The sequence below is a fragment of the Armatimonadota bacterium genome, assembly GCA_035527535.1.
In the GTDB taxonomy this organism is placed as follows: domain Bacteria; phylum Armatimonadota; class Hebobacteria.
On sequence record DATLAK010000129.1, the window covers coordinates 1 to 19,910 of the forward strand.

Genomic DNA, 19,910 nt, shown 5'->3' on the forward strand with positions numbered 1-19,910 from the left:
GCCGAACCCGGTCGCTTCGCCGCCGAGCTGAGATCGGCGGGCGCGCGGGAGGCGGAGGCCCTGGCCGCCCGGTGCGTGCAGCAGGGGCGAGCGTGCGCGGCGGCGGCGCTGGAGACGGCGGTGGCGGAGAATCTGAGCGCCGCCGAATCGGCGGACCGCGTGAGCGCGGCGTACGAGGGGCTGAAGCGGACGGGTTCAACCACAGATGAACGCAGATGAACGCAGATGGGAAACGCCGGATCAGCAATTGAGGGACACTGCAGGAAACGAGGGGAAGATTCTTCGCTCCCCCGTTCACCTAAGCTATGAGGGTCAAGAGGCTATGTCAGCGAGGAGCTACGGGGGACAAGCCGATCGGAATGACAGTTGCGGAGGGCGGCTGGCATATTGCCCCCAGTGCCGGCGGGTGGTGTCGGTGGCGAGCGAGCGGCGAGGGAAGTGCCCGGCGTGCGGGCGGGTGCTGGCGGGGCTGAAGCCGGAAGTGATGACGAAAGGGCGCGGGAGGGACACAGCCGGGGGCGGCTGTGCCACACGGGGTGAGGAGACGGGAGATGGCGGTGTGGACTGATAGCCGACCGAGCGTGTTCTACAAGGCGGTGGCGGTCAATGGGCGCCGCAGCGCGGCGCCGACGCGCGCCGAGCTGGAGCTGGTCAACCGCTTCGCGCGACGGGCGCTGGCGGCGGACGAGGTTTACGTCGGCGAGTGCGACCTGTGCAATGACCGCGTGGACCGAGCGTTCGAACGCTTCACGGTGGCGGTGCTGGCGGATTTCGCGGACAGCCTGCCGGGCAAGTCGCTGCTGGCGGGCCACGATCACGGGTCGCTGCCGCTGGGGCTGTGGTTCGATGCGCGGCTGCGGGGCGACGAGCGCGGGGTGACCCACTTGCGCCCGTCCTACTACATCGTCAAGACGCGCGATAACGAGCACCACCGCGCACAGCTCGACGGCGGCGTCTATCGCTACGCCAGCATCGGCTTTCGCGCGCAGGACCTGGTGTGCGACATCTGCGGCAAGTCGTGGTTCGGCTGGGAGTGCGAGCACTACCCCGGCCAGGCCTACGACGTCGGCGGGGGGCGGGTAGTCGCCACCGCCCGTTACACCCGCTCTGAGGCCCAACCCGCGGAGGCGGTCGAAGGCAGCATCGTCTATCTGGGCTGCCAGTATGACGCCGAGCTGAAGGCGGCGATGGCGCAGAAATCATTCGGCGGAATCATCATGCCGCGCGTCCGCAGACTGGGCGCGGGATCGTACATACCACGCACACCTACTCCCGGCGACATCGAGCGCGCGATCAAGCAAGCACAGTTGGACCGCTTAGTCGCTGCACACTTGGCTGACCCAAGGTCGTGAGCTCGAGACCGGAGACGGACAGGGCGCACGCCGTGCGCCCCTGCGAATCGAAAGACGAGAAAGGACGAGCAACCGTGAGTGAGATCGAACAAGGGATGCCGGCGGCGTCCCATGAGATGGTGACGAAGGATTCGCTGCCCGATGAGGGGGGCGAGGGCGAGCTGCGCCAGGCGGTGAGCGCGACCGCGCAGCGCATCGCGGCGGAGGCGCGGGGACAGCAGCAGGCGTTGAACCGACGCATCGTCGAGGAGGTCAAGGCGCAGGTGCGCCAGCTCCTGCCGGAGACGCTGCCGAGCGTGCTGGAGGGAATCAAGCTGAGCCCGCGCATCGTGTTCCCGGTGGGTGAGCGCGCCGGCAACCTGAGCAAGGCCGATCGCCAGTTGGTGGAGCTGCTGGTGCACGGCAAGGCGATGACCTCGACCGGCAGCGGGGCGGGCGAGGAATGGGTGCCGACCGAGCTGGCGCAGGACATCGTGGATAAGGTGCGGCTGGCGAGCAAGGTGCGGGCGATGTTCCCGACGATTGACATGCCGAGCGACACCTACCGCATCCCCAAGATAACTGCCGACCCGACGGTGTACTTCGTGAGCCAGGAGAACACGGCGGTGCAGGCGGCGAGCAACCCCGCCACCGCGTACATGGAGCTGGACGCGAAGAAGATCATGTGCGAGGTGGACTTCTCGGGCGAGCTGACGGAGGACAGCGTGGCGCCGCTGGTGCCGACGCTGAAGCAGAACATCGCCAGCGCACTGGCGGAGGCAGAGGAGGATGTCATCGTCAACGGCGACACCACCGCCACCCAGAACCTCAACATCAACCGCTCAGCCAACTCCTATGACGTAACGCGGGCGCTGGTGGGCCTGCGGCGCACGGTCTATGACGGGGACGCGGCGTACCAGGTGGACGCCTCGGGCGGGCTGCTGGCAGGTATGCGCAGCTTGCGCGCGGCGATCGGCGAGTACGGGGTGGATCCCACCAAGCTGGTGTGGCTGATGTCGCCCACGCACTACTTGTCGGTGCTGACCGACTCCAGCTTCCTGACCATGGACAAGCTGGGCGAGAAGGCGACGGTGCTGACGGGGCAACTGGGGGCGATTGACGGGATCCCCGTCATCATGTCCTCCAAGCTGCGGGACTGCGACGGCGACGGCATCGTCCAGACCGATCCCGATCTCAACACCAAGCGCCAGAGCGTGCTCGCCTACCGGCCGGGGGTGTATGTCGGCTACCGGCGGCGGCTGAAGATCGAGATGGACCGGGATGTGCAGAAGGACATGAACCTCCTGGTGTGCTCGATCCGGCTGGCGCTGGCGTACGCCTACGGGGCGGGGTCGCTGGGGTACGCACGCAACGTGTAAGGGGTCGCCGCGAGACCGCGGCTCATGCGGGAACACAGCGGCCGGAGGCCTAGCCGCCACATGATTGGCCGGCTGTGCACAATCGGAGTCCCCGGCGCGTCGCGGTTCGTCCCCTCCGGCCGCGGCGAGGCCGGGGGCGTTGCCTCCACCCGGGCGGGGTTCCGAGCGATCGGGACCCCGCCCACCCATCGAGGTATCGAGATATGTCTGACCTACGCAAATGGAAAAGCGAGCGCGAGTTGCTGCTGGCGCAGGAGTTCGACGGGGGCTTCAGCCTGTCGTCGGCGGCGGTGGCGAACAACGAGCTGTCGGTGTGGGTCGCCCCCGGCGCGGGCGACGAAGCGGTAGTCGTGCGCAAGGTCGTCGCCAAGGCGACGTATTCGGGCGCGGGGCTGCTGATGATAGATGCCGAGGGCGAGGTGATGTGGGAGCAGGACCTGGCGGCCAGCGGCGCGGAGAAAGAGTTTGACTTCGGGGAGCTGGGCCTGGCCGGGGGCGCGGGCGCGGGCATGACCGTGCGCGCGAGCGCGGCCACGAGCATGAGCAGCGGGCGGCTGTGGGTGCTCGGGCAGCGCAAGTAGGGGGCGGACATGAGCGATGCGCCTTTGACCAGCTTGAGCGCAGTGCAGCGGTACCTGGACCTGAGCGCGGGCGCGGATGAGGACCTGCTGACGGACCTGGTGGCGCGCGCGTCGGATGGCATCCGCCGCTACTGCGGGCGTGATTTCGCGCTCGGGGACTATGCCGAGTACCACGACGGCGACGGCGGCGACACGCTGCTGCTGGCGCAGCGGCCGGTGGTGGAGGTGTCCGCGCTGTCGCAGGACGGGACCGAAACGACGGCCGAGGACTATGTGCTCTACCCCGAAGCGGGGATGGTACGGCTGAAGTCCGGCGGCTTCGGGCTCGGCGCGCGCAACGTCTATGCGGCATACCGCGCGGGCTATGAGAGCATCCCGGGGGACGTCGAGCAGGCGGCGATTCAATGGACCGCCGCCCTCTACCAGGCGCGCGGGGCCGGCGGCCGCCAGGTCACGAGCGAGCGGGTCGGCGACTATGCGGTGACTTATGACGGCGGGGAGACCGACGGCGACGGGTTGCCCCCGAACCTGCGCGCGGCGTTGGAGCCCTACCGGGTGGCGCTGGCGCGGCCGGTGAGGTGAGGCGTGAGGGAACTGTTGACGAGCGCGGTGGTGGTGCGCCGGCGGGCAGTCACTGCGGACGGCCTCGGGGGCGATGCGGTGACGTGGCAGGTGGTGATGGAGGACTACCGCTCTCGGATCTATCGTTCCGCCGGCGAGCTGGTGCGTGATTCCCACGGCGAGCAGGTGGTGAGCACGCACCGGCTGTTCGGCGAAGCGCGGGAATTGCGCGCCGGGGATGAGGTGGTGGACGGCGCGGCGGTGTACGTCGTGCTGGGGCCCGACTGGCCGGGGAACATCGTGGCGACCATGCGCGGTCCGCACCACGTGGAGGTGTTCCTGAGGGCGAAGGGGCCGGGGGCGTGATCGCCGGTCAGTGGTCGGTGGTGCGAGGATTGCATGAAGAGGGTTGATCGCGAGGTGGAGATGGGGTTGGCGCGGGCGCAAGCGGGGATGCGCGCGGCGGTGGAGGATGCACTGCTGGAGTGCGCGGAAGCAATTGCCGAAGAGGCGCGGGCGGACTGCCCGGTGAGAAGCGGTCGCCTGCGAGCGAGCATCGGCGTGGAGGTGTGCCGCGCCCCCGAGGACGGCATTATTGAGGCGCGGGTGAGCGCGTCGGCGCCCTACGCGGCGGCGGTGGAGTTGGGTCTGGGGAAGGTCGCCCCGCGGCCGTTTCTGTTTCCGGCGCTGGAGCGGTGGGGGCCGGCCCTGGCGCGGAGGGTGCGCGACCTCGCACTCAGAGGGTAGGCGCGGAGGGACACAGGCGAGGGCCCCGATAGATCGGGATCCAGAGACGCCTGTGCTACACCTGCTTGTCATGCCTGATTTCGTGATCCAGCACGGGGAGGCATTTCGCGACGACGGGTACGCCTTCATCCGCGGCCACAAGGTGGAGCGCGAGCTGGCGGCGCCGACGCAGTACTACCTGCTGGGGCCGACGACGACGCAGGGGATCACGGCGGCCGATCCCGCGGCGGATCCCTGTCGGCGGCCGGATTCAGGGCGGGGGCAGCATGCTGCGCCCCTACATGTGGGCGTGGTGCGCGTCGGCGGCATTGGCGATGATCTCATGCTCGCCGCGCATTGCCTGGCGATCAGGCGGAGGTTCCCCCATGCGCATATCACGGCCTTTGTGCGCGATAATTCGGGCATTCTCGCGGGGCACCCGGCGATTGACCGCCTGGTCGTGCGCTGCGGATCGCGCTGGTTCAAGATCGTGCGCGACCTGCGCGAGCGCTTCGACATCTTCTACGACTTGCGCTACGTCGCCAAGGTCTGGGTGTTCAACCCGGACTATCAGGGTTACGCGCACGAGTGCCGCGAGCGCTTCCTGCCCCTGGCCTGGTACTACCACAACTGGTATGACAGCAACTCTCGCCTGGCAGCGTTGGGCCGGAACCTGATTGATCTGACCAATGACACCATCTGCTGCCGCGGCTCGGTGGAGGATGTGCGCCTGTGGCTGCGCCCCGAGGATCGCAAGCTGGCGCGGCTGCTCAGTGGGCGGGACTATGTGGTGACGCACAACGGCGCCGGCGGCTCGTGCATGGCCAAGATGTGGCCGTCGGCGCACTGGGGGCGGCTGGTGGCGGGGCTGCGCGAGCGCGGGCTGGAGGTGTTCCAGCTCGGCTGGCCGAGCGAGGATCTGATCGAGGGCGCGCACGACCTGCGCGGGTTCACGACGCTGCGCGAAGCAGCGGGCTTGATCGAGGGGGCGCGGCTGGTGGTGGACACCGAGGGCAGCATCATCCACATGGCGCAGGCGGTGAGGCAGCCGAACGTGGTGGCGCTGTTCGGGCCGACGCCGCCGGTATGCTTCGCCTACCCCGGGCACCAGGTGGTGGTCACGCCGCTGGCGTGCCGCGGATGCTGGTACGCGAAGCGGGATTGGCATGTGCGCTGCCCTCGCGGCCACGCCGGGTTTCCGTGCATGGAGGCGATGGCGCCCACGCAGGTGCTGGAGGCGGTCGGGAGGGCGCTGGAGGCCGGCTCCGGCGCGCCGGCGGAGGAGGGCGAAAGCATCTGCGAGGGGCGGATCCGAATCGGGCAACGCCGGTGATTGACTTCGTGGCCGAATGGTGCGGGTTCAGCGGCGAGGCGCGGGCGCAGGTGGAGGCGCGCATGGCCGATGCGGCGGCGCTGCTGCGCGCGGAGTGGGCGTCCTACTGGGCCGAGCGCGAGCTGTCGGCGCAGGGGCTGCGGCGCTTCTACGAGACCAGCCATGCGGTCACCTATGATCTCTTGGGGCGGGCGCTGCTCGCGCAGGAGCAGGATTGGCCGCAAGCATGTGATGAATGGCTGGCGCGGTATGGATGCCAGTCCGTGCTTGACTATGGCTGCGGCGTGGGAGCGTTTGGCTTCCATTTGCAGACGACCAGCAGATACCAGGTCACCTTGTGCGATTTGCCGGGGCGACATCGGCGGGTGGTGGAGCGGCTGGCGGCGCGGATGCCGCAGGTGCGGGTGTGCGAGCCGGAGGCGCTGGCGGTCCGGGAAGCGTACGACGCGATCGTGTGCCTGGAGGTGATGGAGCATGTCTTCGATCCGGCGCATGTGACGACGGAGCTGCTGCGGCGGCTGCGACCGGGGGGCGTCTTCTTCGCGTCGTGGTCATTTCCCGAAGGGACGCAAGATAATCCCCTGCATCTGCGCGGCGGCTGGACGAATGAAGGCTATCAGCAGTTCCTGGAGGGGCAGTTCGGCCTGGAGTGGGTCAACCGTGGGTCGTGCTGGGCGCGGGTGCTGAGGCTTGCTCGCCAGTCCGCAGGTGACCTTGGCCGCCGGCCATCAGGCGGGAAGCCATGACCCTCACCATCGCTATCCCCACGCGCGACCGGCCGCAATCCCTGGCGCGACTGCTGGACCGCATCGGGCGGCAGACGGTGCTGCCGGAACGGCTCGCGATCGTTGATGACAATCGCGAGGCCGGTCGCGTGGTCGTGCCACGGCTGGGCGTGCCGGTCGAGATCGTCCGCGGGCCGCGGCAGGGGCCGGCGCGGGCGCACCAGGTGGCGCTGGAATGGCTGACCCAAGCCAGCCCGCACCCGCCGGAGGTGATCCTGCGGCTGGATGATGACCTGGTGCTGGAGGCGCCGGATTTCGTAGAACGGCTGCACCGGGTGCTGGTCGGGCGGCCCGACGTGGGGGCGGTCGGAGGTGTCTATCCGCCGCCGGCCAACGCGCAGCCCGTCGCCATCGAGCGCATCGGCGGCCCGGGCTACAGCCTCACGATTGACGGGATGCTGCGGGGCGAGGCGTCGGCGCATTTCTTTCGGTGGGACCGCGCGCGTCCGGTCGAGGCCGAGCACCTGTATTCGAGCTTCATGTACCGGCGGGAGGCGGCGCTGGCGGTGGGCGGCTTCGCGATATGGTACTCCGAGCAAGCCCACCGCGAGGAAACGGACTTCACGCATCGGCTCCATCTGGCGGGATGGAAGCTGCTGGTGGACACCGCCGCGGTTGCACGCCACGAACGATGTCCCCACGGGGGCTTACGGGCGTTGGCGCGAGACGAGCTGCGAACCGCCGACGAGGCGCTCTTCACCGAGCGCCTGCGCGGCGGGGCGCTGGGATGCCAGGCGGTCTGTGGCCGGAGCTTCAGTGCATGATCTGCCGTTGAACGACGGCGGCGACCATCGCTCTGCCCTTCTTCGCCGAGGCTCCGGCGGGCAGACCTCTCCTTGGACGGGAGAGGAGTCGGACCTGCGCAATGCGTGTTGGGATCATAACCTACTGCCGGCGCGAGGACGGGCATCCCGGCGGCGTCCCGAAGTGGGCCTGGTATCTCAAGCGCGCGCTGCTTGAGGGCGGACATGATGTGCGGCACTGGGCATGGGCGGACTGCGCGGAGCCAAAGCTAGACGGCGCGCCGGAGTACGTCAAGGCGGAACGTCTGGGCAAGCACGTCGGCTCGCAGGTGCGGGACTATGACCGCATTATCGTTGACGGTTTTTGGAGCTGCGGCCTGCCTGAAGACGCGCCGGTGACGGTGGTGTGCCACGGCACGTGGGCGGGGCTGGCGGCGGCGTGCGGTGGCGTCAAGCCGGAGTTGATAGCGGCGCAGGGTGCGGAATACCGGCGCTTCCCGGTGGTCGCGGTAAGCCAGGCGGCGGCGCGGCAGGTGCGGACCTATCACGGCACGGACCCGGTGGCGGTCATCCCGAACGGGGTTGACCTGGAGGTGTTCCGGCCGGTCGAGGGCGAGCCGAATGACCCGCCGGTGGTGCTGTACGCGGGCAAGGGCTATAGCAAAGGCGAGAACATTGTGGGATCGGTCGCCCGACTGCTGGAGGGCGAGGTATCGGTTGAATACCTGGATGCGCAGATCGGCATGGAGGCGCGGGCGTTTCAGCGGGGGGATGGGTTCCTCTTTCCATCGCGGCACGAAGGGGACTCCTATGCGCTGAAGGAGGCGGCGGCGTGCGGGCTGCCGGTGGTGGCGAGCGCGGTGGGGATGCTGGCAAACGAGCGGCCGGCGCAGATAGGGGAGATCGTGGAGGGTTTCGAGGCGCAGGATTACTGCGCTGCCCTGGAACGGGTGCTCGCGCGCAGGGAGTCACATCAGCCGCGGCGCTGGGCGGAGCAGCACGCGGGCTTTGATGATTTCGCAGGGAGGTGGAGGGAATACCTGGGCCGGCAGACGCGCAGGAGGGACACAGCCGGGGGCGGCTGTGCTCCATAGATAGTCACCCCGACCAGTCGGGGTGACCCATGGATTTGGCATGAACGAGCTGTGGCGAGCGATATATGAGCGTGCGGCCGCGGACGCCGAGCTGGGGGCGCTGGTGGGGCATTCGGAGGCGGACCGGCGCATCAAGCGCGGCTACCAGCCGGAGCCGATGGGCTATCCGTGCGTGGCCTACGACCTGTGGTCGGCGCGGATGGAGCCGGTAGATCAAGCGAAGGGGAATCGCGCGCCCCAGGTGGTGACGGTGCGCTTCAGTGTGTGGTCGCCGGAGTCGGTGGTCGGCGGCGGAGCGGCGGGGGATGCGCTGCTGTCATCCATCGCTGAGCGCTTGAAAGAAGTGTTCCACGGCGCGGATCTGACAAGCTCGGGGCTGCATAGCTACGCCAGCCATTTCGACGATTTCCAGTCGCCGGTGCGGTTCGACGAGCAGCGGCGGGCGTACACGCAGGCGCTGCGGTTCCGGTTCATCGTTAAGGCGCTGTGACATGGCGACGCGACTGTACCTGCGCACGACCATCGCTCAACAGGCGGGACGGCCTGTCGGTACGGCAACGACCGACGAGGACAATGGTCACGCTGGAAGCGACCGCCTCATCGCGCGGATGATGTCGCGGTCAGTGGGTGCCCACAGCGATGTGGCAACTGCGTTTGCCGCTTGCGTAACTTGCGACGGATACGACTTGTTGCGCATCTTCCTGTCTCCGGCGCTTGCATCGCAAACGCTGGAGGTGGCCGGGCAGTTTACGCTAGCCGGGGGGTTGGACGGGCTAACGGAACTGGTGTGGCCCGGGTGGTCGGAGGCGTTGGAGCAGGTCTATCTGCGCGCCTACGTGTATCTATGGCGCCCGGGCGTAGGCAAGGTCTGTGCGCTGTTCGGAGCCACGACTGCGGTGAGTGGGATCAGCGATCCCGACCCACAAATCGCCCCACCCTACTGGGGCCAATGGCAGGTTATTAACCTACCGGCACTGACCACCGACGTGGAGGTGCGCCTGCGGGACCGCGTGGTCGCCGAGGTATGGATGGAGCGCACGGAGGCCACAACCGGCACGGCGACATTCGCCTACAACGGCGATGACGTATTGGCTGATGGCGAGGGCTATGGTGCTGAAACCAGCCCCGCTTCGTATCTCGAATACAGCGGCAACTTAGTTCTGGCCGGGGAGGTAAGCATGAATTCCGCCAACATCCTGGTGGGCGCCCGCGACCTGCAGGTAGACGGGGCCAATGTGGGGGCGCTCGACGGCGGCGTCAGTGTGACCTATGAGCCGACGCACGTCGAGCACACGGTGGATCAGCGCATGGGCGTGCAGCGGGTGGACCGGGTGGCCGAGCGCATGACCATCAGCGCCAACCTCAAAGAGGCGACGCTGGAGAACCTGCGCATCGCGTGGGGGCAACCGACCTATGCCCTGAGCACGGCAGGCGCGAAGACGACCCTCAACCTGGGCGGCGACGGCGCGGTGACGGAGCACACGCTGGTGCTCACGGGCAAGGCGCCCGGCGCCGACCGCACGCGCACCATCACTTGCCACAAGGCGGTGGCGATCGAGACCTCGGCGCACTCCTACGCCAAGGATAACGCGACGGTGTACCCGGTGACGTTCGTCCTGGTCGAGGACCCGAGCCGGGGTGCCGGGTTCAAGTACATGACGATCGAGGACGACGACGGGCAGTTCAACTTCGCCTGAGGGCCGGAGTGGTTGATCGGCGGCGCGTGGGCGGAACGCGCCGCGGCCGGTGGAAGGAGATGCGCGCATGGGTGACTGCTGTCGCCGGGGCGATGATGGAACAAGCGCGGAACAGCGGGAGACGCTGTGCCCGCGGGAGGTGGAGTTCAAAGTAGCGGGCGCGACGGTGGTGGTGCGGCCGCTGGTGCTGCGGGACTACAAGCTGGTGGGCGACCGGCTGGCGGAGGCGTATGGACGACTGGGGGCGCGCCAGGACATGACGCAGGTCAGCCTGCCGGAGCTGGCGCCGGTGGCGCTGGCGGAGCTGCCGGAGGTGCTGGCGCTGACGCTGCGCCGCCGCGGGGAAACGGGCCTGGAGCCGGTGGATGCGGAGTGGCTGGAGGCCAACGTGTCGGCACCGGTGCTGCTCGACATCATCACGGCGGTGCTCGAGGTCAACGACCTGCCGGGCATACTAAAAAAACTCGAGAGCCTCAAGCGGCGAGCGCAGGGGGCGCCGGCTGGGGGCTGACGTTCGATCTGCTGTGCAGCGAGTACGGGTGGACGACGGAGTACATCCTCGATCGCGTCACGCCGGCGCAGGCGGAACTGCTGACGGAGGCCATCGCGGCGCGGCGGCGGGCGGCGCTGGGGCGGGAGGTCGCCGCCATTCGCCTGGCGGTGTGGGGCGACGAGCAGCAGTTGGCTGGGCTACAGCGCGCGCTGGCGGCGCAGGAAGACGGCGCCGAGAGGCAGGCGCTAGCGGCGATGGGCATCGCGGTGGTGCGGAGGAGCCAAGGTGGACCTGGGGATGATGACGGTCAGCCTGCGGGCTGACCTGTCGGGATTGGAGACGGGCCTGCGGCGCGCGCAGGAATTGCTCGCGCGGTCGGCGGAAGGCCTGGCGCTACAGGAGCAGCGCTTCCGCCAGGCGGGGGCGGCGGCGCAGCACTACGCCGACGGGGCGACGCGAGGGCTGGCCGGAACCACCGACGCGGTGGGCGCGTTGGGACGGTCGGCGGCGAATCTGGAGCGGCACTGGGGCGGCGCCTGGGAGTCAATGGACGCCGCGGCCGACGCCGCGCTGGGGCGGATGACGCACCGCTTCGGGCGCGCGCTGGCGGCGATGATGGTTGACGGCCGCGGGCTGCGGGATTTCTGGCGCGGGCTGTGGCGCGACCTGGTGGAGATCGCGGTGCAGCGGCTGCTGCAGATGGTGGTGGACACGCGCGGAGCGGCATCGGCGATGCGCGATGCGTTGAGCCTGGCGGGGGGCGGCCTGCTCGGGGGAGTGGGTGGACTGCTGGGCGGCGTCTTCGGCGGTGTGGGGAAGGTGCTGGGCATGATCGGGTCGTGGCTCGGGTTCGACAACCCGGTGCACGACGCCTGGGCGCGCAAGCAGGGCTTCGATTTCGCCAAGCACTTCCGCGCGGGCGTGTCGGCGGCGATGGCCCTGCGCACGAATGCGCCGGCCACGCTCAGTCCGGCGCTGGCGGGCGCAGGCCTTGGCAGCATCGGCGGCGGGCAGTTCCGCGCGGTGAGCGTGCAGCCGGGGGCGTTCGTGGTGAACATCTCGGCGCAGAACCTCGACGAGCGCGCGATTCGGGACGCCGGCGGCATCATCGCCGATGAGGTGAACCGGCGGCTAGGCTGGACGGACAGGCGTAGCGGGGTGTGACATGGCTATGGTTCTCGGCAGCTACACGTTCGCGCTCGACCCGGCGCGAGTCACCGGCATTGACGCGAACAGCCTGCTCAAGCGCAAGTCATCGGCGAGCGCCGATACCCTCACCGGCAACATCCTGTGGCAATGGGCGGTGGTGACTGCGGGCCAGGAGATCATCTTCGAGTGGGAGCGCATGGATACCGCCATGTGGGATTCGCTGCAAGCGATGGCCGAGGTAGTCACCACCTACACCCTGAACCCGGACATCGGCGGCGGGACGTTCACGGTGGCGGTGATTGGGCTGGAGGCGCAGGGCCGCGACCCGGCGGGCTTACGCGGGGTGCGAATGACGATGAGTGTAAGGAGCTAATTCTGCCAAACGCCAGTGTGCTTGACATGTGAGGGTCGGAACTGGTATATGGAAAGGTGCTATGGGGGACAAGCACTTCCATTCCTACCTCACTGCATGATTATCGCTTGAACGTGGAACTACACATTGAGCGGGGTAGGATAACGGCCTACCGGGTACAACAGAAGACAGAGAGAGGGACTGGCAATGCCGGAGAAAAATGCGAGCCTTAAAGACGAGTTCGACTTCTACCTGAAGAACCAGGAAGAACTAGTCACGCAGTATGACGGAAAATTCATAGTAATCAAGGGCCGCAAGGTTATCGGAGCTTACGCTTCTGAAGCGGAAGCCATACGGGAAGCGACTGGTCTCCACGAATTAGGCACGTTCCTCGTTCAAGAATGCCGAGCCGGAACTGACGCTTACACGCAAGCCTTCCATTCCAGGGTGGCTTTTGTATGACCAATGGAATATAAGTGTCTCACGGTTCGGTATAACGGAATATCAAGGAGCCTTCAGTCTAAGGTCAAGATTGGCCCGCCAGTTGATGATCGTGATTCTATCAAGCCCCAGGAAGCCCTGTCACGCGCCAAATCATACGTGGGCATTTGGGACACCGGCGCGACTGGGTGTGTAATCTCGCAGACAGTGGTTGACGAGTGTGGGTTGGCTCCAATTGGCGTGGCGCAGGTTTCTACCGCTAGGGGTCAGACGCAGGCCCTAGTCTACCGAGTAAGCCTCTTCCTTCCCAATGGCGTGTCGTTTCCAGCTGTGCGCGTCACCCACGGGGATCTCATGGGTTGCGATGTGCTTATCGGCATGGATGTAATTGGACAGGGCGACTTCGCGGTCAGTTCCGACACGGGGAAGACGCTTTTCTCGTTCAGACATCCGTCAGGAGGCCCCATTGATTTCGTGCCTTCTGGAAGCGCAGAGCGATCGTCAGGACCGAAGGTGGGGCGAAACGATCCTTGCCCGTGCGGTAGCGGCAGAAAGTATAAAAAGTGTTGTGGTCGCAGCGCCTAGGAACGCACTGGCGAAGAGTCCGGCGACTTCGCGTGTATTACCGACGGACGGACAAACTGACCAGAATGCGTGAGGCATCCTGACCGGTCATCTGTACGGTCGGCGGGAGTCAGCTGCTGCTGGCCTACGTCAGAGGGTCCTGGCGGGCCTCACGGGGCTGTCGCCCGCGTCGTAGTCCATAGTCGTTGTGCTCACCATAGGTAGGTTGTCTGACATGGGGTCGCCCCTGAAGGGGCGGCCCTTTCGCTTGAGTTCAGAGGCTCCGGAAGCGCTATGTCCCGTTCCCTGGACAGCTCTTATACCGACACCCTGGCGACGACGGCGAACACGCACGCGCCGTCATGCAAGGTGGAGATCGAGTACGCGGCATCCTGGCATGACGTGAGTGCGAACGTCCTGGCGGTGTCCGTCACGCAGACGATGGAGGGCCGCGCGGACGAGGCGCAGATCACCCTCGCCAACCCCGACCGGCTCTATTCGCTGCTGTGGTGCAACCAGGCCGATCCGCCGGCGGACGTCGGCCATCGTGTGCGCGTCTCCATGACGAACGCTCCCGCCGACCTGATTCAGGTCTTCCTGGGCTACATCGTGCAGGCGTCGAACACAGTGAAGCGCGGCGACCCCGAGGTCGTCACCCTGCGCTGCATGGACGCCGGGCGTAAGGCGTGGCTGAACGAGATCACGATGACGCCGAAGCTGGGCCGGGCGCAGCCTACCGGCGGCGGGGGCGGCTATCGCACCAGCGCCGCGACCCGCCAGATCAATGCCCTGGTGACGGACATCCTGGAGCAGACGGCCGTCGGGTTCACGGCGGGCGAGATTGACCTAGCCGCGCTCGATTACGTGGTATCCGCCTGGAAGCCCGGCACCTTCAACCCGATGGCGGACATCGGGCAACTGCTGGGCGTCAAGCACTATTACCTGCGCTTCAACTGGGAGGGCAAGGCGGTGAGCGGGCCTATCATCCCGACCGCCGCGTCATCCTGGACCTATGGCGCGCTGCACGCGAATCCGCTGCTGGTGAGCTTCGAGGAGCGGTGGCAGGAGCCGGAGAGCATGGCGAGCATCGCCAACGTCATCGCCCACGAACTGGCGGCGGTGCCGGAACTGGCAGCCACGCCGACGCTGATATGGGAGGGGGACTGCATTCACCTCAACGCCGACCCGGAGATAGGCCCTATCGAGCATTACATCGGCGAATGGGGGAGCGGGCAACTGTGCGAGTTCTACTTCACCGCCAGCCCCACGCCGGAGGCCTATGGGGGCCTCTACATCGCCCAACCCGCCGGCGAGGGGTTCTGGGAGCACTGCGACCTTGTGGCCTACCAGGGGATGCGGGAAGCACCCTATGCGGAGCAGAGCATCATCCGCGCGTACTGGCATGGCAGCCCGGACGCCGACAACGGCGGCGCGGTGCAGGTGTGGGGTTATCTGCGGCAGGCGCAGGGTGCCGAGTATAGCGGCACGGCGACGAACACCACGCTTGCGGCGGCGGGCTATGAGGGCGTGATCGAGGAGCAAAACGACTACGCCAGCGCCGATGCGGACTGCGAATACCTGGCGCAGCGGCTGGCGAATGAGTGTTACCCGGCGACGCTGGTGGTGCCGTGCAACCTGGTACATGAGCCGGGCGACTTGATTACTGTGAACCTGGACAAGTACGGGGGAGCGGCGGCGCTGGCGGTGGACTACATCATCGTCTCGCACAAGATTGACTACGAACGCGGGAAGCCGAACCTGAGCACGCTGGAACTGGTGCGGGATACGACGCATGGCTAGGGCCGACGAATCGACCCGCCACGGCGGTCCCGATGGAATCGGGACCTAGCCGCATGTGGGGCTGAAAGGGGCCGTGGAGCGCAGGGCATGATCTTTGCGGAAGGTCCGAGCGGGATCTGCGCGCCATGCGAAAGCAGTGGGAATAGCTGGCCCGTCTTCTGGCGCCGCGGGAGTGGATTCAGTGCGTTGCGGCCCCTGTTGGGCTGTGGATGAGGCTGTCGTTTGGTTGACACCCTGCCACCAGTATGCTATATGTAAACATGGTCAACCCAGTCTGGGGGGGGCGACCATGCGCGAGCAGGGCGAAACAGGAACCGGGCCTTCGTGGGCCATGCTTGGTCTGCTGAGCGTGGTCATACTGCTCTTCGCGTTGGCATGTTTCCGGGACTTGGTGAATCAGGCCCGGGCCGGGACGCCTCACGCCTGCTGGATCGTTGTCTCCGGTGGCTTGATACTGTTGGCGTTAGGGTGGTGGGGTCGCAGGCAGGCGCTGCGCGAATGCAAGCAGGAGTCGGCCTCGTCGGCGCGGTTGTCGGATGAGGAAACGGGCAAGCGCGAGCTCGCCACGACCATCAGTCGCAAGCATCGCGAACAGGCGCTATCTGACCTGACGTGGTCAAAAGTGGTGACGGCGGTCGGCGCGGTGGTCGCCGTCTATGGCGTGGTGGCGCTGCTGTGGGGTTCGCGTCAACCGTAGCCGCGGCGCTGGTGCGGGCGGTTTCGACGGTTCCCGGGTCTTAGATCATGGGATACACTGTAGGGCTTTTCATCGTCGGCGTGGCGCTGGTTGGAGCGACCGCGATTCCGCAGTTCTGGCACCGGAGTCCCGCGCACCGGGCGGCAACGATCATGCGTGTGGTATCCTTCGGCGCCGGGCTGCTGTGCTTGGCAGTCGCAATCCGAGCGCTGGCGTGATCCTGCGAACAAGCGGGACCGCGGCTGCTCTGTGACATAGCCTCGGCGCGGACGGGGATGCGCCGGGGCTTTGCTGCGCATTCCGGCGCGACCCCCCATTCCGGGGGCGATTAGCGCCAGCATCTCGGGGTGACTGCTGGTACAACTATCCGTCGGGAAGAACATGAGGCGGTTTCACCGCGATGGTGAGACTGCCTTTGTGATTTCCGGCTCAGCGTCCTCTGCGTTCTCCGCGGTGCAGGCAGATGTGCCACAAAAAGAACATGGGTTCGCCTCGCAAGCATGGTATCATTAGCCAAGCGACCAGCGTAACGGACACATATCACGGAGGAGCGCACGATCATCGTGATGGCCATCGAGTCCACCAGACATATTGTCCTTGACCTGATCTTCGTGGTGAAACGCGAAGGGTCGCAGTATTCCGCGCTCTGCCTTGATCTTGACATAGCAGCTTGCGGCGATACCGAAGGCCAAGCGATTGATGTTCTCAAGAGTCTAATCGAGGACTATGTCATGCACATGGCCGCTGAGGGGCGCGAAGATCAACTTCGCCGACCGGTCAGCCCCGAAGCCTTGCGGGAGTTCCTGAGCAGCAGCGTGCCAAAGGGCGCCAGCCGTCGGTTCGGCACATATCATTGGCACCCGGAGATTCCGGCGGCTGCTGCACTCTGAGGCGTACACCTGGGACCGTGTGTCTACCATCTCATCCACGTCAATCATTCGTTTCCTGACACAGAACGGGTTTCAAGTCAAGCGATCAGGCAAGCATGGAGACCTGTTCGAGCGCAGCGACGGTTCGCGCACCTACACGGTTCAGGTGCCTCGCCATAAACGCTCCCTCACGCCAGGCGTTCTGGCAAGCATACGGCGCAACTCGGGCCTCGATGACGACACCTGGAAGTCTCTCAGAGGCTGAAATGCTTGCTGCATCAGAACCGGACGCCATGCCATAGTCTGCATCCGGCAGTGGGAAAAGAGTAGTTAGGCCGTCCTTCGGGGCGGCCTTCTTCTTTGGTGAACCATGCTACCACCCAAGGGCGATTTTTGGATAGACCGTTACCGGCGGCAGGCGGGCTATGAGCGCGCCACCTTCACCGCGACGGTGATGGCCGTCTGGACCGATGCGGTCTATGACGTGCAGATCACGGCCACCGGCAAGCGCTTCTACGATGTCAACAACGGGACGCCCTACTCGTTCGCTGTTGGCGACATGGTTATCGTGACCCGTGTCGGCGGGGGGCGCGGGAACCGGCATGTCATTGTCGCGCCGGCGGGCCGCGGCTCAACGGGGCTACCTACGGGCGGCGGTAGCGGCGGCAGTGGCAGCGTTTCCGGCTCGCAGACGTTGAGCGAGGTGGTTGATGCCCGCGACTCCGATGTCTATGGCTCACTCTCGACGCTTGATGCGCGATTGGAAGCTGGCGACGGCGAAGTAGGCGATGCGCGGGGTGGGTATGGTTCGCTGTCCGACCGCCTGGCGACCCTGGCCGGGCTATCCTCACCGCAGTTTGAGGGCGCCCCGCGCGCCGAGAAGTACGAGGTACATGACGGCGCGAAGTACGTCACCTTCGACGGCGGCGGGAACCTGACGCTGACCGATGGCGTGGCCGGCACGAAGACCCTGAGCGAGCTGGCGGCAGGCGGCGGCGGCGTCACCGATCACGGCGCCCTGACCGGCCTGGATGACGACGACCACGCGCTATACACCACCGACGCCGAAGCCGACGCGATTGCCGACGCGCTGATAGCGACACATGCAGACGATGCTGATGCGCACCATGCTTTGGTGACGCTTGGCGGCGGAAGCGATGCTGCTCTGGCGCTATCCGGCCAGCAGTTGACCCTGGCGGACGTGCTCACGCCGACCGAGCATACCGCTATTGGTAATGGGGCGCCACATCACGCCGCCGTGACGCTGGGTGGGGGTAGTGATGCCGCGCTGGCCCTGTCTGGCCAGGAACTCACTCTCGCTGACGTGTTGACGCCCACCGAACACACGGCCATTGGCAACGGCGCACCGCACCATGCGCAGGCGCACGTCCTGGCGACCTCGGCTGCTCTGGGGCCGGATCATACTGTTAGCGGCCTGACCGCCGGGCACGTCCTGACCGCGTTGAGCGCAACAACCGCAGCATTTCAGGCGAACGCGGCAGGCGTCGACGAGAAGGCCAAGGTCTCGTCCGACGACACCACAGCAGGTTATCTCAACGGCAAGCTCGTGGCGGGCACGGGGATCACGCTCACCGAGAACAGCCCGGCGGGTAACGAAACCCTGAGCATCATCGCTCATGCGCGCGCACACGGACTGCTCACCGTTGCTGACCACAGCGACGTGACCACCTATCTCAACCAGGCCCTGCTCACGACCAGCGGCCCGCAGTTCGCCACGTTGGGCGTCGGGATTGCGGCGCCGGCGGGCACCTGGGATATTGACCTGCTGTGCGGCACCAGTCGCTACGGTATCAACTGGCAGCGCAGCGCGGCGGATGCGTTTAGCCCCATTCTCAATGTGCGCAAGTCGCGGGGCAGCGCAGCATCGCCGTCCGCCGTGCTGCTAAATGATGCGCTGCTGGAGTTGCGGGCGGGCGGGTACAAGGCGACCGCATGGGCTAACGACCAAGGCGCTATGCGCTTCCTCGCCGCCGAGAACTGGACTGACGCCGCGGCGGGCTGCCTGGCGGACTGGGTATTGACGCCGCTTGCGGGCACCACCATTTCGCAGCGCATGATGCTGCACTATGCGGGTCTCGCAGTTGTGGGCGGGATACGGATTGGTGCTTTCGACACGGCGCCTGCGACGGTCAGCTACTACTCGGCTGACGGCACGCCTGGCGCTACCGGACAATTTCAGGACAAGGCCGGTACGCTGCAACTTTTCAAGAATGGACTCTACGTGGGTTACTAGGAGGCAGTTATGGCTCTAACACCGGGACAGCAGGCGAAGCTGAACGCGCTCAAGTTAGCGTTCCACGATGTATGGCAGAAGGCGCTCATCGGCCTGGAGTTCTGCAATCGCGTGCAGGATCGCGCCGACGATGCGGACTTGAACCTGACCGACGCGCAGAAGCTGGGCCTGCTGACGCGGATAGCCGCCATGATAGACGCCGTGGACGCGGCGAATACGACGCTGAAGGGGCTGAAGTGAAAGTCGCGCTGCGCGAGATATTCGAGGCGCGGGAGGCGCTGGAGCGCCTGCTGGCCGCGCCGCTGGAGTTTCGCCTGGCCTACCGGATGCACCGGCTGGCGCGGCGGCTCATGGACGAGCTGCGCGAGATCGAGGCGGTGCGCATACGGCTGGTCGAGCAGTACGCCGACGAGCAGACGGATGCGGAGCGGCAGGCGGGGGCGCCCCTGCAGGTGCGGGCGCGGATCGCCGACTTTCGGCGCGACTTCGAGGCGCTGCTACGGGAAGAGGTAGAGATTGACGCGGAGCCTATACCCTTCGAGTGCCTTGAGACGCTGACGGTATCGGTGGTTGATTTGGTGCGGCTGACGCCGTTCGTGGGCGAAGTGGCAGGCGTATGAGCGCAAGCAGGTGCTGGTGCTGATTGAGTGCATGATGGCGATTGGTCGGCGGCTGTGAAGGGTGAGAGATGAGCGGCAATGGCAGGCAATTTGTGAGCATGTTCATGGCGTTCGCGGTGATCATGTTTGCGGTCTTGGGCTGGGTGTGGAGCAGTCTCGACGGGCGGGTGGCGCGCTGCGAGCAGCAGGTGGTAGGGGAGGTGGGGGCGAGCATGGCGCAGCGGGCGACGGTGGATCTGCGGCTGGCGCACATCGAGAAGCAAGTGGAGGAGATCCGCCTCGATGTGAAGGCGCTGGGGGACAGACGGGACCGGTGGGCAGGTGAGAGGTGAAAGGTGAGGTGAGAGGCAGAGGCGTGCGGCGGATTGACACGATCGTGATTCACCAGAGCGCCAGCACCTTTGGCAACGTGGCGACGATTGACGCCTGGCACAAGGCGCG

General features: G+C 66.5%; 26 protein-coding genes. All 26 read left to right on the forward strand.

Annotated features, from left to right (window positions below; all coding sequences use genetic code 11):
• Positions 1–219 (forward strand): hypothetical protein (locus VM221_09200; GenBank protein HUT74990.1); only part of this gene is annotated, 219 nt, incomplete at its 5' end.
• Between the two features lie 332 nt (positions 220–551).
• Positions 552–1,352 carry a hypothetical protein gene (locus VM221_09205; protein HUT74991.1) on the forward strand — a complete coding sequence of 267 codons (801 nt, stop codon included), beginning with the start codon at positions 552–554 and terminating at the stop codon, positions 1,350–1,352.
• A 74-nt stretch (positions 1,353–1,426) separates the two neighbouring features.
• On the forward strand, positions 1,427–2,710 hold the full coding sequence (locus VM221_09210) for a phage major capsid protein (GenBank protein HUT74992.1): 1,284 nt from the start codon (positions 1,427–1,429) through the stop codon (positions 2,708–2,710).
• A 203-nt stretch (positions 2,711–2,913) separates the two neighbouring features.
• Positions 2,914–3,291, forward strand: a complete 378-nt coding sequence (locus tag VM221_09215; protein HUT74993.1) for a hypothetical protein — start codon at positions 2,914–2,916, stop codon at positions 3,289–3,291.
• 9 nt (positions 3,292–3,300) lie between these two features.
• On the forward strand, positions 3,301–3,873 hold the full coding sequence (locus tag VM221_09220) for a hypothetical protein (protein ID HUT74994.1): 573 nt from the start codon (positions 3,301–3,303) through the stop codon (positions 3,871–3,873).
• 3 nt (positions 3,874–3,876) lie between these two features.
• Entirely contained in the window at positions 3,877–4,218 is a 342-nt protein-coding gene (locus VM221_09225; GenBank protein ID HUT74995.1) for a hypothetical protein, read from the forward strand.
• A gap of 33 nt (positions 4,219–4,251) precedes the next feature.
• On the forward strand, positions 4,252–4,599 hold the full coding sequence (locus VM221_09230; GenBank protein HUT74996.1) for an HK97 gp10 family phage protein: 348 nt from the start codon (positions 4,252–4,254) through the stop codon (positions 4,597–4,599).
• Between the two features lie 52 nt (positions 4,600–4,651).
• Entirely contained in the window at positions 4,652–5,911 is a 1,260-nt protein-coding gene (locus VM221_09235) for a glycosyltransferase family 9 protein (protein HUT74997.1), read from the forward strand.
• Entirely contained in the window at positions 5,908–6,657 is a 750-nt protein-coding gene (locus VM221_09240; GenBank protein HUT74998.1) for a class I SAM-dependent methyltransferase, read from the forward strand. The genes VM221_09235 and VM221_09240 overlap by 4 nt, the downstream gene beginning before the upstream one ends.
• Complete coding sequence (locus VM221_09245) at positions 6,654–7,460, forward strand: glycosyltransferase (protein HUT74999.1); 807 nt, start codon at positions 6,654–6,656, stop codon at positions 7,458–7,460. The genes VM221_09240 and VM221_09245 overlap by 4 nt, the downstream gene beginning before the upstream one ends.
• A 101-nt stretch (positions 7,461–7,561) precedes the next feature.
• Positions 7,562–8,533: a glycosyltransferase family 4 protein gene (locus VM221_09250; protein HUT75000.1), complete on the forward strand. Its 972-nt coding sequence runs from the start codon at positions 7,562–7,564 to the stop codon at positions 8,531–8,533.
• A gap of 40 nt (positions 8,534–8,573) precedes the next feature.
• Positions 8,574–9,023, forward strand: coding sequence for a hypothetical protein (locus VM221_09255; GenBank protein HUT75001.1), 450 nt, complete (start codon positions 8,574–8,576; stop codon positions 9,021–9,023).
• Position 9,024: 1 nt separating this feature from the next.
• Positions 9,025–10,230, forward strand: coding sequence for a hypothetical protein (locus tag VM221_09260; GenBank protein ID HUT75002.1), 1,206 nt, complete (start codon positions 9,025–9,027; stop codon positions 10,228–10,230).
• A 67-nt stretch (positions 10,231–10,297) separates the two neighbouring features.
• Positions 10,298–10,741, forward strand: coding sequence for a hypothetical protein (locus VM221_09265; GenBank protein HUT75003.1), 444 nt, complete (start codon positions 10,298–10,300; stop codon positions 10,739–10,741).
• A 267-nt stretch (positions 10,742–11,008) separates the two neighbouring features.
• Positions 11,009–11,887 carry a hypothetical protein gene (locus VM221_09270; GenBank protein HUT75004.1) on the forward strand — a complete coding sequence of 293 codons (879 nt, stop codon included), beginning with the start codon at positions 11,009–11,011 and terminating at the stop codon, positions 11,885–11,887.
• 1 nt (position 11,888) lies between these two features.
• Positions 11,889–12,245 (forward strand): hypothetical protein, encoded by a 357-nt coding sequence (locus VM221_09275; GenBank protein HUT75005.1) that lies wholly within the window; start codon positions 11,889–11,891, stop codon positions 12,243–12,245.
• A gap of 186 nt (positions 12,246–12,431) precedes the next feature.
• Complete coding sequence (locus tag VM221_09280; GenBank protein HUT75006.1) at positions 12,432–12,686, forward strand: hypothetical protein; 255 nt, start codon at positions 12,432–12,434, stop codon at positions 12,684–12,686.
• Positions 12,687–13,043: 357 nt separating this feature from the next.
• On the forward strand, positions 13,044–13,250 hold the full coding sequence (locus tag VM221_09285) for an SEC-C metal-binding domain-containing protein (protein ID HUT75007.1): 207 nt from the start codon (positions 13,044–13,046) through the stop codon (positions 13,248–13,250).
• Between the two features lie 273 nt (positions 13,251–13,523).
• A complete protein-coding gene (locus tag VM221_09290; GenBank protein ID HUT75008.1) occupies positions 13,524–15,029 on the forward strand; it encodes a hypothetical protein in 1,506 nt (501 codons plus the stop codon).
• Positions 15,030–15,318: 289 nt separating this feature from the next.
• Positions 15,319–15,726, forward strand: a complete 408-nt coding sequence (locus tag VM221_09295; protein ID HUT75009.1) for a hypothetical protein — start codon at positions 15,319–15,321, stop codon at positions 15,724–15,726.
• Positions 15,727–15,773: 47 nt separating this feature from the next.
• Positions 15,774–15,944: a hypothetical protein gene (locus tag VM221_09300; GenBank protein ID HUT75010.1), complete on the forward strand. Its 171-nt coding sequence runs from the start codon at positions 15,774–15,776 to the stop codon at positions 15,942–15,944.
• A gap of 345 nt (positions 15,945–16,289) precedes the next feature.
• Entirely contained in the window at positions 16,290–16,616 is a 327-nt protein-coding gene (locus VM221_09305; GenBank protein ID HUT75011.1) for a hypothetical protein, read from the forward strand.
• Between the two features lie 349 nt (positions 16,617–16,965).
• Positions 16,966–18,849: a hypothetical protein gene (locus tag VM221_09310; protein ID HUT75012.1), complete on the forward strand. Its 1,884-nt coding sequence runs from the start codon at positions 16,966–16,968 to the stop codon at positions 18,847–18,849.
• 9 nt (positions 18,850–18,858) lie between these two features.
• The gene (locus VM221_09315) at positions 18,859–19,089 is read left to right on the forward strand and encodes a hypothetical protein (GenBank protein ID HUT75013.1); all 231 of its coding nucleotides are present in this window, start codon (positions 18,859–18,861) and stop codon (positions 19,087–19,089) included.
• A complete protein-coding gene (locus VM221_09320; protein ID HUT75014.1) occupies positions 19,086–19,469 on the forward strand; it encodes a hypothetical protein in 384 nt (127 codons plus the stop codon). Before VM221_09315 ends, VM221_09320 begins: the two co-directional genes overlap by 4 nt.
• Positions 19,470–19,567: 98 nt before the next feature.
• Positions 19,568–19,801 carry a hypothetical protein gene (locus tag VM221_09325; protein HUT75015.1) on the forward strand — a complete coding sequence of 78 codons (234 nt, stop codon included), beginning with the start codon at positions 19,568–19,570 and terminating at the stop codon, positions 19,799–19,801.
• The last annotated feature ends 109 nt before the right edge of the window (positions 19,802–19,910 follow it).